The 14,000-nt window shown below is 65.1% G+C and carries 10 protein-coding genes and 1 tRNA gene; 6 read left to right on the plus strand and 5 right to left on the minus strand.

All coding sequences use genetic code 11. The features are described 5' to 3' along the window. Positions 1 to 4: 4 nt before the first annotated feature. The 3 genes from ACZ46Y_RS02950 to ACZ46Y_RS02960 form a co-directional block, all read right to left on the minus strand. A complete protein-coding gene (locus ACZ46Y_RS02950) occupies positions 5 to 271 on the minus strand; it encodes a proline racemase family protein (protein ID WP_464380072.1) in 267 nt (88 codons plus the stop codon). 249 nt (positions 272 to 520) lie between these two features. Beyond that, positions 521 to 597 (minus strand) — tRNA-Met (locus ACZ46Y_RS02955). A 38-nt stretch (positions 598 to 635) separates the two neighbouring features. Beyond that, the gene (locus tag ACZ46Y_RS02960) at positions 636 to 3,464 is read right to left on the minus strand and encodes a DUF349 domain-containing protein (protein WP_311954848.1); all 2,829 of its coding nucleotides are present in this window, start codon (positions 3,462 to 3,464) and stop codon (positions 636 to 638) included. Positions 3,465 to 3,658: 194 nt separating this feature from the next. Between ACZ46Y_RS02960 and minC the strand changes: the two genes are divergently transcribed. The 6 genes from minC (at position 3,659) to ACZ46Y_RS02990 (ending at position 10,154) form a co-directional block, all read left to right on the plus strand. Next, entirely contained in the window at positions 3,659 to 4,435 is a 777-nt protein-coding gene (gene minC, locus ACZ46Y_RS02965; RefSeq protein ID WP_311954847.1) for a septum site-determining protein MinC, read from the plus strand. Positions 4,436 to 4,534: 99 nt separating this feature from the next. Next, positions 4,535 to 5,353 (plus strand): septum site-determining protein MinD, encoded by an 819-nt coding sequence (gene minD / locus ACZ46Y_RS02970; protein ID WP_311883152.1) that lies wholly within the window; start codon positions 4,535 to 4,537, stop codon positions 5,351 to 5,353. Continuing rightward, on the plus strand, positions 5,350 to 5,601 hold the full coding sequence (gene minE / locus ACZ46Y_RS02975; RefSeq protein ID WP_311883150.1) for a cell division topological specificity factor MinE: 252 nt from the start codon (positions 5,350 to 5,352) through the stop codon (positions 5,599 to 5,601). The genes minD and minE overlap by 4 nt, the downstream gene beginning before the upstream one ends. An 18-nt stretch (positions 5,602 to 5,619) precedes the next feature. Next, the gene (gene sbcB / locus ACZ46Y_RS02980; RefSeq protein ID WP_311954846.1) at positions 5,620 to 7,113 is read left to right on the plus strand and encodes an exodeoxyribonuclease I; all 1,494 of its coding nucleotides are present in this window, start codon (positions 5,620 to 5,622) and stop codon (positions 7,111 to 7,113) included. Positions 7,114 to 7,390: 277 nt separating this feature from the next. Next, on the plus strand, positions 7,391 to 8,434 hold the full coding sequence (locus tag ACZ46Y_RS02985) for an IS110 family RNA-guided transposase (RefSeq protein WP_311954845.1): 1,044 nt from the start codon (positions 7,391 to 7,393) through the stop codon (positions 8,432 to 8,434). Positions 8,435 to 9,275: 841 nt separating this feature from the next. Then, positions 9,276 to 10,154, plus strand: coding sequence for a group II intron maturase-specific domain-containing protein (locus tag ACZ46Y_RS02990; protein ID WP_311954844.1), 879 nt, complete (start codon positions 9,276 to 9,278; stop codon positions 10,152 to 10,154). Positions 10,155 to 10,396: 242 nt separating this feature from the next. Here the strand turns inward: ACZ46Y_RS02990 and ACZ46Y_RS02995 are convergent, their stop codons facing one another. Both ACZ46Y_RS02995 and ACZ46Y_RS03000 read right to left on the minus strand, forming a co-directional pair. After that, entirely contained in the window at positions 10,397 to 13,267 is a 2,871-nt protein-coding gene (locus tag ACZ46Y_RS02995) for an insulinase family protein (RefSeq protein ID WP_311954843.1), read from the minus strand. Positions 13,268 to 13,281: 14 nt separating this feature from the next. Beyond that, on the minus strand, positions 13,282 to 13,956 hold the full coding sequence (locus ACZ46Y_RS03000) for an SOS response-associated peptidase (protein ID WP_311954842.1): 675 nt from the start codon (positions 13,954 to 13,956) through the stop codon (positions 13,282 to 13,284). Between the last annotated feature and the right edge of the window lie 44 nt (positions 13,957 to 14,000).

Here is a 14,000-nt window from a genome sequence, read left to right on the forward strand (position 1 = left end):
TATCTCACGAGGCGTTTATTCCCCAGGCAAAAGGATCGTTTTCATCGATGATGAGCGTTGTATCGGCGCTCAGATAAGCTTGCCCGCGGATGTAGGGGCGCACAGAGTTCTCCTCCCGCTCGTAATACGCATCAAACTGGCTGCCCGTGACGCTCGCTTGCCGCCAGTTTTGTCTAGGCGCCAGTTTGCCATCTTCAGCTAGGCAGGCCAGTTTGGCACTGGTTCCAGTGCCGCAGGGCGAGCGGTCATATTGCTTGCCCGGGCACAGCACGAAGTTGCGGCTGTCGGCGTTAGGTGTTCAGTCCCGAAGTGTAATGGTCCATGGTATGAACCATTGTCCGAGGAGGATCCATAGCCCAAATACTTCATAAGTGCGTCAAGCCCCTAACCAATATCCCGCTGCCAAGCAAAATACGAGCGCTGGGTCACACCGGTGTCACATATATGTCACAGGCGGTTTTTCTTTCACCCAGCACAAAAAAGGCAGACCAGTAAGTTACTGATCTGCCTCTCGAAATATTGGTAGCGGGGACCGGATTTGAACCGATGACCTTCGGGTTATGAGCCCGACGAGCTACCAGACTGCTCCACCCCGCATCAACGTGGGGCACAGTATAGTGGGTTTTTGTGAGATGTCAAACATCTTTATGTTCAGCGGACGCTTCGTTGCCCTGGCCGCCGGAGAGCTGATGCACCAGAGCGTCGAAGTCGTTGACGTTGGCGCCCCAGAGCTCCCGCGGCATGGGGCCCAGGGCGAGCAGGTCAGCGAGGAGGCTGCCCAGCTCGTCGGCGGTGCTGCGCTCGTGACCCAGCCCTAGCCCCTCGTTGAGGCGCTCCACCTGGATGGCCAGGCGCAGCGGCTCATCGCTTTGGCGCACCTGGCCGGTGGCCAGCAGCGAGAGGTGTACGCGCAGGCGAGCGAGGCTATCGCGCTGAGATTCATGAGCGCGGGCGTCAAAGCGCTCCGCCCGGTGGCGGCTGGCGTTGCGCTGGCGGTGGGCCTCGGTAAAGCGCTCGAACAGCGGGGCGTCGAGCGCCTGCGCGGCGTCTACTTCGCGGACGGCGTCGCCGTCCAGCGCGGCCTGGTCGGCCGCCAGATGGGCATTGAGCAGCGGGACGCTTTGCTGCCAGCGGGTAATGACAGCATCGGTTTCGAGCTGATCAAGCCGCTCGCGCCGGGCGCGAGTGATGCCGGTCAGACGCTTTCGCATGCCGTCGCTGCGCCGGCCCCGGGGCAGGGGCTCAAGCGCTTCGGCTTCCTGTAAAAAAGCCTCCAGCGTCGGCGCGTCGGTGCTGTGCTGGGGCTGCCAGGCATCCATGCGGTCAAGCAGCGCCTGCATGGCGTCCAGGCGCTGCTGCTGGCGCTCGGCGCGCTCGGTCCTGTGCGCGTCGCGCGCGGCGAACAGACGGTCGCAGGCGCGGCGGAAGGTGCGCCACAGGGGCTTTTCTTCGCCCTTGGGCGCGCGGCCGAGCTGGCGCCACTCCTGCTGCAGGGCCTTGGCCTGTTCGATGCGCGCGTCGAGCGGCTCTGTGCCGTGCTCAAGCGCCTGGGCCTGCTCTACCAGGGCGCGTTTCTGCGCGGCAATGTCCCGGGCGCGCCGGTCGATCAGCGCCTGCAGGCGGTGGCGGGCACGGCCGAAGCGTCGGCCCACGGCTTCAGAGTGCTGGCGGGGGACCGGGGAGTATTCTCGCCACTGATAGCGCGAGCGGTCGCGGATCTGGCGCAGCGCGTCGGGGTCGGCGTTGTCGGCGGGCTGTTCCAGCAGCATTTCCAGCTGTTCGCAGAGCGCTTCCCGGGCGGCCAGGTTGGCGCTGCGCTGCTGGTCAAGGCTCTCGCGCCAGGGCTTGAGGCGCTGGTGAATACGGTCCGAGGCGGCGCGGAAGCGGTGCGACATCTCCCGGGTGGCGGCGGCGTCGCCCAGGGCCTTCCACTCCTTGACCAGCTGGCGGTGACGGCGATCCAGCGCGGTGTCGGTGAGGTCGGCGTTATCCGCCAGCGTTTCAATGCTGGTGCACAGCTGCTCGCGTTTGGGGCCGGCGACAAAGCCGCGCCAGTCGCGCAGCTCGGCAAGCCTTGCGCCGAGCTGTCTCAGGCGTGCCTGGAGCGATTCGCTGTCGGGGCCGCGAAGCGCCTGAACGCGGGGCTTGAGCTGCTGGTGCAGGCGGCTGGCCTCGTTGAATTCGCCGCGCTCGAGGTGCTGCTCCAGGGTGCTAAGCGCCTGGCCCAGGGTGTGCGGCTCGGCATCGGTCCTGGGGGCGTCCTGTTGCTGTGCCTGCCGCCGGGCCTGGGCAAGCAGCGGCGGCAGCGGCAGCTCATCCGGCCACTGGCAGGCGTCGGCTTGCTCGGTAAGCGCCCCGCTATCGGCGTTATCCAGCGCGTTCTGAAGCCCGTCGGCGGCGTCGAGGTAGCGCTGCCAGGCGGCGCTATAGCGCTCGTAGCGCTTCATGGCCCGGGCGTAGCGCTGGCGGGCGGGTTCGTCGGGCGGGTGAATGTCGGAGAGCGCCTGCCACTGCTGGCCGGCGAGCCGGCGCTGGGCGCGCAGGCTATCGAAGTTCTGGGCGCTCGGTGCCTGGCCCTGGCAGAGCTCGTCCAGGCTGTTTTCAAACGCCACAAGAAGCGTTTCGCGCTCGTCTTCTGCGGACCGTTGACGGTGCTGATGCTGTTCCCGGGCGTGCTCTTCGGCGGCGTGATCGTGGAGCGTTTTTTCGCCGCGCGTAACGGCGTGCTGGTAGCGCGCCTCGGCGTCGCTGCCCGGCGGGTGGGCAAGGGCCTCCCACTCCTTTTGCAGGTGGCGCAGGCGGGCCTGGTAGTGCGGCTCCCACACCGAGCGGGCGAGGCTTTCCAGCTGCTGAAGCAGGGCGTCGCGGCGCTGCTGTTGGTCGCGCACCCATTGAGCATCGGCCTTCAGGCGATTAAGGTGCTCGCGTGCCCGCTGGGCCACCTGGCGGTCCCGGCGCGACTCTTTCATCAGCCGCTTGAGCCCGGCTTCGCTCGATACGCGCTGCGCCGCTCGGTGGCGAACCGTGGCCACCCGGTTGTGGCAGGCCTGGTCAATCAGATCGCTTTCGTCGTCGAGGCGGGCAAGGGCGGCCAGGCGTAAATCGAGATTGTCCCCTTGAAAGGCGACGTCGCGCAGTAGCCGGGCATCGTCAAGCTGTTCCAGCTGGCGCTGGCGTTCGGCAAGCGGGCTTTGGCCCTCGCGGCCGCACAGCCGCGCGATTAGCGCTTCCCGCCAGGCGTCATCGTCGGACCGCTCGGCAAAGGCGTGCGCCAGGCCCGGGAGGTCGTCCAGGGCGCACAGCGCCGCCAGGCGGATGTCGGCGTGGCTGTCCCGGGTCAGGGTTTCAAGCCCGCGGCGGTCCTCGGGGCGGCTAGGGTCGAGTTGCTCGAGCGCCCGGCGGCGGACGTCGGAGCTAGGGTGCTGCCAGCGAGGGGCAAACAGGCGACGTAACAGTCCTTGCATGTCTCATCCTGCATAAAAAAGGGCCGAACGTGAAAAAAACAAGCCATTGGCAGTTGGTGGTTGCAGTTGCCCACGCTGTCGCTTAGCTTTGGCGGTGGCATGGTCGGTGTTGCGGGGAGTATCGCCCCACCGTCCGGCGCATGTGACGGGTGCGCTACCGTTTATTTTACCGATCCCAACATGGAGTTTCGGCCATGAGCCTCAATGTGGATGGTGCCGAAGAGGCCTTTACGTTTAAAGGCGGCATGCTGCCCATGACCGTGATGGAGCTTGGCAGCGCCGACCCCGAGCGTATCCGCCAGCAGCTGGAAAGCAAGCGTAACCAGTCGCCCGCTTTCTTTCAGCATACACCGGTCGTGCTTGGCGTGGAAAAACTGGATGAACCGCATCTGGCCCTGGAGCGCATTTGCGCGGTGTGCCGGGACCACAAGCTGTTGCCGGTTGCCGTACGCGGCGGCGCTGACCCGGTACGCCAGTCGGCCTGGGCGCTGGGCCTTGGCTGGTTTGCGCCGGTCGAAGAGCAGCGCGCCCGGCGGTTGACCAGCGTGGAGAAAACCCCCGAAGCCGCCCCCACCGAGGCGCCTGCCGAGGCACCGGTGGAGCCCGCGGCCGCCGAGCCGCCGCCGGACATGGCGCCGGTGGTGGGGGCCCGGCTGTACCGCGGCACGGTGCGCTCCGGCCAGCAGGTCAGCTCGGCCGACGGCGATCTGGTCGTGATCGGGGCGGTCAACGCCGGGGCAGAAGTGCTGGCCGCCGGCAATATTCATGTGTACGGCGCCCTGCGCGGGCGGGCGCTGGCCGGCATTCACGGCGATCTGGAAGCGGGCATTTTTTGTCGCGAGCTGAAGGCGGAGCTGTTGTCCGTTGCCGGCAATTACAAGCGCCTGGAAGACATTGACCCGCAGCTTTTGGATGCGCCCGCCGAAGTGCGTTTTTATCATCAGCAACTTGAGATCAAGCCCCTTGCATAGCGCAGGCGCTTGTCGTGTGAGCCGTGCGCAGCAGCCTGCGCGGCAGACGATGTGTTGCCATCTGCGTATGCGATGGGCGTTACCTAAAGGACAGTAACCTTGGCCAAAATCATTGTAGTGACCTCAGGCAAAGGAGGGGTCGGCAAAACCACCAGCGCGGCCGCCATTTCTACCGGGCTTGCGATGCGCGGCAAGAAAACCGTGGTCATCGATTTTGACGTGGGCCTGCGCAATCTGGACTTGATCATGGGCTGCGAGCGTCGGGTCGTTTATGACCTGGTCAACGTCATCCAGGGCGAGGCAGGGCTCAATCAGGCGCTGATTCGCGACAAGCGCGTGGAAAACCTGTTTATCCTCCCGGCGTCGCAAACCCGCGACAAGGAGGCGCTCACCCGGGAAGGTATCGAAGAGGTGTTCGACAAGCTCAAGGAGCAGTTCGACTACATTATCTGCGACTCCCCCGCGGGGATCGAAAGCGGCGCCCAGCTGGCCATGTATCATGCCGACGAAGCTATCGTGGTGACTAACCCCGAGGTCTCGTCGGTGCGCGACTCTGACCGTATTCTGGGGCTGCTGGCGGCGAAGACCCAGCGCGCCGAGCAGGGGGGAGATCCGGTCAAGGAGCATTTGCTGATCACTCGCTATAACCCCAACCGCGTGACCAGCGGCGACATGCTGACCCTTGACGATATCCGCGAAATTCTGGCGATTGACCTGCTGGGGCTTATTCCCGAGTCCGAAGCGGTGCTGCGGGCGTCCAATCAGGGCGTGCCGGTCACCCACGATTCGTCCAGCGATGCCGGCCTGTCTTACACTGATACCGTGTCGCGTCTGCTGGGTGAAGATATCCCGCTACGTTTCCATGAAGCCCAGAAGAAGGGCCTGCTAAACCGCATGTTCGGAGGAGGTCGCCGGTGAAACTGCTGGAGTTTTTAAAGCGCGAGCGTAAAAAGTCGGCGCCGGTGGCAAAAGAGCGCCTGCAAATCATCGTGGCCCACCAGCGTAATCAGCGTGGCCAGCCGGACTATATGCCCAAGCTGGAGCGCGAGCTGGTCGAAGTCATCCGCCGCTACGTCGATATCGACGACGATGCCGTGCAGATTTCCATGGACAGCGAGGACAGCTGCTCGGTGCTGGAGCTTAACGTGACCCTGCCCAAAACCTGAGGGGGAGACTGATTTTTCATGGCGCCATCCACTGCCGCCCCGGCCAGTTTTCTCTGGCACGACTACGAGACTTTTGGTGCCGATACGCGCAGGGATCGGCCGGCCCAGTTTGCGGCCATCCGCACGGATGCCGCGCTCAACGAAATCGGCGAGCCGGTGGAGCTTTACTGCAAGCCCGCCGATGACGACCTGCCGCACCCCGTGGCGTGCCTGATTACCGGCATTACGCCGCAAAAGGCGCGCCGTCACGGCCTGCCGGAAGCCGAGTTTGCCGGCGAGGTGCTGCGCCATATGAGCGAGGCCGGCACCTGCGCGTTGGGCTATAACAGCCTGCGCTTCGACGACGAAATCACCCGCCAGCTGTTTTACCGCAACCTGATCGACCCCTACGCCCGGGAGTGGCAGAACGGCAACTCGCGCTGGGACCTGATCGACGTGGTGCGGGCGTTTTACGCGCTGCGCCCCGACGGCATCGAGTGGCCGCTGCGCGACGACGGCGCGCCCAGCTTCAAGCTTGAAGACCTGACCGCGGCCAACGGCATCGAGCACGCCGGCGCCCACGACGCCCTTGCCGACGTGCGCGCGACCATTGCGCTGGCGCGGCTGATGCGCGAGAAAAACGCCGGCCTGTTTGACTACCTGCTGGCCCGGCGCGGCAAGCGGGCCGTATCCCGGGAGCTGGATTTGCCCGGTGCCAAGCCGCTTTTACACATCTCGAGGCGCTACCCGGCCAGCCGCGGCTGCAGCGCGCTGGTGATGCCGCTGGCCGAGCATCCCACCAACCCCAACGGCGTTATCGTCTACGATCTGAGCGTTGAGCCGACCGCCATGCTCGAGCTTTCCGCCGAGCAGATCCGCGAGCGGGTGTTTGTCAGCCAGGCGGACCTGAGCGAGGGGGAAACGCGCATTCCGCTCAAGGTGATTCATATCAACCGCTGCCCGGTGCTGTTCCCGGCGAGCTTTTTGAAGGATATCGACGGGCCGAAAAAGGGCGAGTACGGCGATATCGTCGCGCGGCTGGGGATCGACCTGCCCCTCTGTCGCCGCCACTGGAAGACGCTGTACGAGGCCTCCGGCGTTGCCGCCAAGGCAGCCGAGGTGTTTAACGCGCCCTACGCTGACGAGGTGCAGGATCCGGATCTGATGCTGTATTCCGGGGGCTTTTTCTCCAAGTCCGACCGCCAGCAAATGGAGCGCGTGCGCCAGACCCCGGCCTGGGACCTGGTGGGCGAGCGCTTTGCCTTTCAGGACTCGCGGCTTGAGGAGATGGTGTTTCGCTACCGGGCGCGCAGCTACCCGGAAACCCTGGAAGGCGAAGAGCTTGCCCAGTGGGAAGCGTTCCGTTGGGAACGTTTGAACGACCCGGCGCTTGCCGGCTTTACCCTCAAGGATTTTGCCCGGGAGATCGAGCAGTACAACCAGCAGCCGCTGGATGACCGCGCCCGGCAGATCCTCGAAGAGCTGGTGATGTTTGTGGAAGCCATGCTGCCCGCCCAGGCGTTTGAGGGGTAAGCAAAACCAGGCAGGCTCTACAGCAGGTTTTCGTAGGAGGCCGGCTGTGCCGGGCGATGCAGACCGCAGGGTTGCCTGAACCAGCTGCCGCACCTGAAATCGAGTCATCGCAAGTACCCGGAAAGCGGGCATAAACTTCGCGCGGCGATCTCCTTACTCTGCCGGCAACAGGAAACCCCGAGATTGCTTCGCTGCGCTCAATGAAAGGGACTCCTCCCCACTCCGATGCCTCATCGGGCAGAATGGCGTTGAGACCACCAAAAGAGGGGGAAGAGTCATGAACCAGCATACGGCGATTGGCATTGATTTGGCAAAGCAGGCGTTTCAGGTGTGCATCGTGAATACCCGTCAACAACGCGTTCGTACCAACAAAGTGCTGAAGCGCGCGGAGCTGCTGGATTACCTGCGGCGTCAGCCAAGCTGTCGCGTCTTCATGGAGGCCTGCGGCGGCTCGCATCACTGGTCGCGGCAGTTCCAGGCCATGGGGCATGAGGTACGGCTTATTGCACCGCAGTTTGTCACCCCGTTTCGCAAGGGGCATAAGACCGATGCCAACGATGCGCTGGCGATCGTGGAGGCCGGGTTGCGACCCCACATGCGTTTTGTGCCTCAGAAAAACCTGGAGCAGCAGGACCTGCAGAGCCTGCATCGCATCCGAGATCGTTACATCAAACAGCGCACCCAGCTGATCAACCAGGTACATGGCCTGCTGCAGGAATACGGCATTGTCTCCGGGCGCGGTCAGGCGGCCCTGAAGCGGACCCTGTGGCGTGTGCTGGAGGACGCGGAGAACGAACTGACGTTCACGATACGCGAGCTGCTGGCCGACCAAATGGCCGAGCTGGACCATCAAAATGAGCGCATTCACCGCCTGGACAAGCAAATGGAGCAGCTGAGCCGCGCCATTCCGGCGTGTCAGCGGCTGCAGGCCGTGGAAGGCGTCGGCCCCGTCGTTGCCACCCAGCTCTACAGCGCCCTGGGTAACGGCAAGGCGTTCAGCAAAGGACGACAGGCGTCGGCCTACCTGGGCCTGACACCGCGCCAGTTCAGCAGCGGCGGCAAGGTGGCCATGACGGGGATAGGCCGAACCGGCCAGATCTCCCTCAAGGCCGCGCTGATCCGCGGGGCGCATTCGGTAATCCAGCGGCTGGGCGACAAGCAGGACAGCAAAAGCCACTGGCTGAGAGCGCTGGTCGACCGCGTGGGCAAGAACAAGGCGGCCGTTGCCCTGGCCAACAAAACCGTGCGAGTGGCCTGGGCGCTGCTGCACGGCAACACGACGTACCGGGCGGATGATGTAGACACCGAATTCCAGTGCTGATGGCCGGTTGGCCACCAGTACAGGGGATGCTGGCACGCTAGTGCCATCACCTTGTTGCCGAGCCACGAGGGATGAAAAACAGGTCAGACCGACCTTCTCAAAACCTGATCATTGCGATGGCTGAAAGGCCTAATGCTCGTTGAGGAGAGAAGGTGCGCGACGTTCATCAGGGTCAGGGGATAGCGACCCCGTATAAAGACCGACTATACGCACGCATCGGCTGTGTTTTTCAGGCTTTCGAGGCTTGCAACCGGGGAGGAGTCCCTATACGCAATGACGCAAGAGAGTAAGTGCTCGCCATAGCGTATCAAGGGCATGGATAAACAGAGTTGGAATAAAAAAGGCCGCTACCCGGAGGTAGCGGCCTTTTGCGTTGTGCGCCAGGCATGGCGCGTAGCACCGATAGGTGCTGTTCCCGAGGGTGGTGCCTCGGGATGACTTGGGGGTGAAAGTCCCCTGCGGACCCTGATAGCGGGAACCGCTAGCCGAACAGCAAGGGTGTCCGCCGCGAGGCGGAATCTGAAGGAAGCTGAAGGCAAACTCCCGGCCCGACGAACAGGAATCGCATATGAGGCAGCCACATCTGGGCGAGAGGGCAATGAGACTCGAAGCCCAATAGCCATCCGGAAGGTGTGGAGGTAAATGCGGCGGGTAGATGGGAGGAAGGTCGCGCGTCTTACCCTGGGAGGTCTGGCGGTCTGCCACGGTGCTACCGGCGTCGAAAGGCGACGGGATGGACCGCCAGACGTCAGCAGAGGCCATAGTACGTGCCGGTTGACCGCGGCACCAAGGGCCGAACATGAAGAACCGCGAGTAGGCGATGACGTCTCGAGGACCGATCATGAAGACAGCAACTGGCGCTAATACCGTCACCCACCCAGAGGGGCAGGGGCAGTACTCCGAGCTCCAGCCGGTGGGCGTCGAGACGGTCCCGGCGTCGTCATCGTGGACGAACGCGGAGCCCGCCTCGCTCATGGAAGCGGTGGTCGCCACCGACAACATGCAGCAGGCTTGCCGTCGGGTGGTCGCCAACAAGGGGGCACCGGGTACCGATGGCATGCCGGTGGACCAGCTGGCCGATCACCTGAAGCAATACTGGCCGACGCTGCGCGAGCGGCTGCTGGCCGGAGAGTACCACCCCAGTCCAGTTCGAGCCGTCGAGATCCCCAAGCCCAAGGGCGGGGCGCGACAGCTCGGCATCCCCACGGTCAGCGACCGGCTGATCCAGCAGGCCGCCTCGGCCATGAAGGCTCACGTCACCGCCGGCCACCGTTGGGTGGTCGACCTCGACCTGAAAGCCTTCTTCGACCGAGTGAATCACGACCTGCTGATGGCCAGCCTGAGTGATTTTCTCGAGAATTCGCTCCGGCTGACGGTCAATCACGACAAGAGCGCGGTGGACCGGCCGTGGAACCGGGGGTATCTGGGCTATACGCTGACTCGGTACAGGCTGCCGAAGTTGACCATCGCCAAGGCCAGCATGCAGCGCTTGATGCAGCGTGTCCGCGATATCCTCAAGCGCGGCAGGGGGCGCAACATTCGGCGTATCACCCAAGAGCTGGCTCCCGTCCTGCAGGGCTGGGCCAGCTACTTCAGTCTCGTCGACGTGAAGCGCCCCTTGGAAGCGCTGGATACGTCGCCGACTGCGTTGCGTGATCTGGCGGCAATGGAAACGTCCGAAAACTCGGCGCCGCAAGCTTCTGGCGCTGGGTCTGGGTAGCCAACGTGCCTGGAAGTCAGCGGGGAATGGACGAGGTCCCTGGTGGAATGCCGGCGCCTCGCACATGAATCAGGCCCTGCCACGCATGTGGTTCGACCGGCAAGGCCTGATCTCGGTACTCGATACGGTAAGAGGGCTTAGCCGTTCTTCATGAACCGCCGTATACCGAACGGTACGTACGGTGGTGTGGGAGGGCGCCGGGGGTAACCCCGGCCCCTACCCAATTCTATAGCGCTAAGCGATTAGTCGTCAGCGGTAAACGTCTTCAGCTCGTCGCGGTAGGCGCCGACGTCGCTGGGCTCGTCGCCCGGGTCAAAGCGGATGTCCAGGCGGCGCTTTTGCAGCTTGGCCCAGAGGTTGCGCAGCTCCTCGACGCTTACCTCAAGCGCCTCCTCGGCGCGGCGCTCGCGGCGGTCAAAGCGGACGTCTTCAAGGGCGGTGGCCTGCCAGTAGCGGTCGGCCAGCTGGCCAAGGCCGGTGGCGCGCTCGCTGAGTTTGCTGTGCACCGCCTGGCGGTAGGGGGCAAGGGCCTCATCGTCCAGGGACTTCAGGCGTTCGTCCACGTCGGCCATAAAGGTGCCCATGCGCTCGGCAACGGTGGCGCTGTCGCTGCCCGGGGACTGCACCACCAGGGCCAGGCCCGGGGCATCCAGCAGCGGGTAGTAGCCGGCGTTGACGATGTAGCCCAGCTGCTCCTGGGTGCGCAGCTGCTGATAAAACGGCGTCTGCAGCCACTGGGCCAGCACGCTGACGGCAGCCTGCTGGCGCGGGGTAGCGTTGTCGCCCTGGAGGTAGCGCAGCACCAGCGCTTCGTCTCGGGTGCTGTGGGGGCGCAGTACGCCGTCGTCGGCGCTGACGGCCAGCGGCTCAAGCGCGGGAATGGCCTCGCGGGTCAGGCGCGGATTCAGCTGCTTTTTGATGCTTTGGGCCTGTTCCCGGGCCTGATCGGCGTCGAGGTTGCCCACCGCCATGGCGTCAACGTAAAGCTCGCCGAGAAAGCGCTGGCGGAAGTCTTCCAGATGGTGGCGCTCAAGGCGCTGGCTGGCGGCAAGCAGCTCCTCTACGGACCACTGCGGGGCCAGCAGCGCCTGGTTCAGGGTGCGCCGCGCCTGGCCAAACAGCGCCGAGTCCGGGGCATTGCGCCACTGGCGCTCGAGCCGATGCTGCACGCGCTCAAAGCTACCCGGGGTAATATCGCCGCGCTGTATCTGCTCGATCACCCGGGTGATCAGCGGCGCCTGGCCGTCGCGCCAGCCGGAAAAGGCGAGCGTCATGCCCCGGGCGTGGGCGTAGGCGCTGAACGACTGCCCGGCGAGCCGCGCGGGGTAGAGCGCCTCGTTCAGGCTATCGTTGAGCCAGCCGGCCAGCAGGCGGTCGAGCACGGCTTCCTCGGCGGAGCGCCGCACGCTTGGGTGCTGCAGACTAACGCGCCATTCCACCTTGGGCGTATCGAACCGTTCGACCTGCTGGTGCCAGGCGGTGAAGCGGGGGGTGTCTTCCACAATGCTCGGGGCGTCATCGTGGCCGCTTTGCAGGGTCAGATCCTTGGCGATGAAAGGGTTGGGCTCAGGCAGCGCCAGCCCCTGTAACGCGGTACCGCCCTCGGCGGCCGGGGTTTGTTGCCACTGGGTATCGAACCAGGGCGAGACGCGCTCGCTTTCGACCTCGGGGCCGGAGTACACGCGGATCATGCGGTCCGGGGTCAGCGCGTCCAGGTAAGTGCGGGCGCGCTCGGCGTCAAAGCCGTCCATGCGGTAGGGCGCGTACTGCACGTCCTTGACCGGGTAGCGCGACAGGCGCATGGCAAGCTCGGAGGCTTCATGCTGGGGCGAGCCGTGCTGCTGGAAGCGGAACGACTGCTGCTCGAGGGCGGCCTGCTCGTCGTAGCGCCATGCTTCCAGCCCTTCGGCGGCGACGTTGTCGATCGCGGCAAAGAGCGTCGCCTGAACGTCGTCCAGCCGCTCGGCGCCGTCGGGGGTGAGGCTTATGCTGACGGTGAACAGCGCGTCCTTGCCGTCGCGGCGGCCCACGCCGGCCGACAGGCCGTCGGCAAGCCCGGCGTCGCGCAGCGCGGCCAGCACGCTGCCTTCGCCCTCATCGCCCAGCAGGTGGGCCAGCAGCTGGGCGGGCTTGTGGGCGTATTCCTCCAGCGGGTCGGGCACCGGGAAGAGAAAGCGCAGCTGGCGATTGTCGGTCAGCGTCTGGCGCTCCAGATAGACGGGAAGCGAGTCCTTGTCGATCAGCGGCTCGTCGATGGTCGGACTTTCGAGCTCGTGGTCGGCAATGGCGGCAAAGCGGTCGATGACCATCTGTTCAAGCTCGTCCAGCGGCTGGGGCGCGACTACGGCTAGGTGCATCACGTTGGCGTCGTAGTAGCCGCGATAGAAGTCGATGACCCGCTCGCGCAGCGACGGCTCGCCTGCCGGCCGATCGGCCAGGGTCTCGACGCTGCCCACGGAGAACTGCGTGCCGGGATGATCAGGGTTGAGCACCTGGTTGAGCACGTCGTTTTCCCGCCGGCTTTCGTTGCGCCGGCGCGCCTGGTATTCGGAATCCACCACGCTGCGCTCGCTTGAGAGCTTGTCGGCGTTGAACAGCGGCGAAAGAAAAAAGGCGCTGAAGCGGTCAAGCGCCCCGGGCAGGGCAGAGGGCTCGATGTCGAAGAAGTAGTTGGTGTCCTGGGGGGCGGTAAAGGCGTTGTGCGCGCCGGCGTGCCGGGTGATATAGGTCTGGTAGGCCTCGGGCTCGGGGTAGGGCTCGGTTCCCAGAAACAGCATGTGCTCGAGCAGGTGGGCCAGGCCCTGGAGGTCGTCGGGGTCCTGGGCGCTGCCTACGCTTACGTTCATCGAGGCGGCGGCCTTGTCGGCCTCGGGGTCGCTGACCAGCAGGGCGGTCAGGCCGTTTTCCAGCGTGAGTACGCGGTAGTCGCGGCTGTCAAAGGGGCTGGTGATCGGCGCCTGGACCTCGGCAATGCGCGAGTCCGGCGACGACGAGTCGGCCTTGGCAGGCAGCCCGGCGGTACCGACAACGAGCACAGCGCCCAGCGCCAGCGGGGCGCGGCGCGTCAATGATCGCGTTAGAGAGGGGGGAAGAAAACAAAAGCGTGACAGCATCGTGTCTCCTGTAATCAGGGTTGCCAGGTCAGCATCGGGCCGACGGGATGGGCGCAGCTCGGAGACTGGTTAGCGGGGTTATTGACCTGCCTTGATACCGGGAAAGCGCCCAATAGTTCCAGCGGGGCCGGGGTCAGCAAGGTTTTTACCTGCTCAACAGGCGTATCCGGGTTCAGCCAGCATCCGGCGTCGGCCGGGTCGATCACCGCCGGCAGGCGGTCGCTCAGCGGAGCAAGCCAGGGGCTGGCGGGCACGGTGATCAGCGCCGCGGAGTCGTTGAACGCGGTGAGCGTGGTGTGGTAGCGACACCACAGCCCGGCGAGCAGCAGCGGCGCGCGGCTGACCTGGGTGATCATATACGGCTGCTTGCCCCGAGGGCTTGGCTTCCACACGTAAACGCCGCCCGCGGGGATCAGGCAGCGCCGGGCGTGAAAGGCATCGCGGAACATGGCGCGGGACTCAAGCGACTCGGCCCGGGCGCAGTGGGGCGCGTGGTCGAGCACCTCGAGCCAGGGGGGCGTCAGCCCCCAGAACAGCGGCGACAGGCGATTTTCGCCCTGCTCCTGGCGCACGGCCGAGACCGCCCGGCGCGGGGCCAGGTTGGGCGAAGTCGTCAGCGTGTCGGCGGCGGCCAGGTCGGGCAGCAGCCGAGGCAGGTCCAGCGGGGGAACATAAAGGCGTCCGGTCATGTGCGCCTCAGCGGTAGTGGATGGCGCCGGTGCCGATGACAGCA

The sequence above is a fragment of the Halomonas garicola genome (assembly GCF_055382465.1).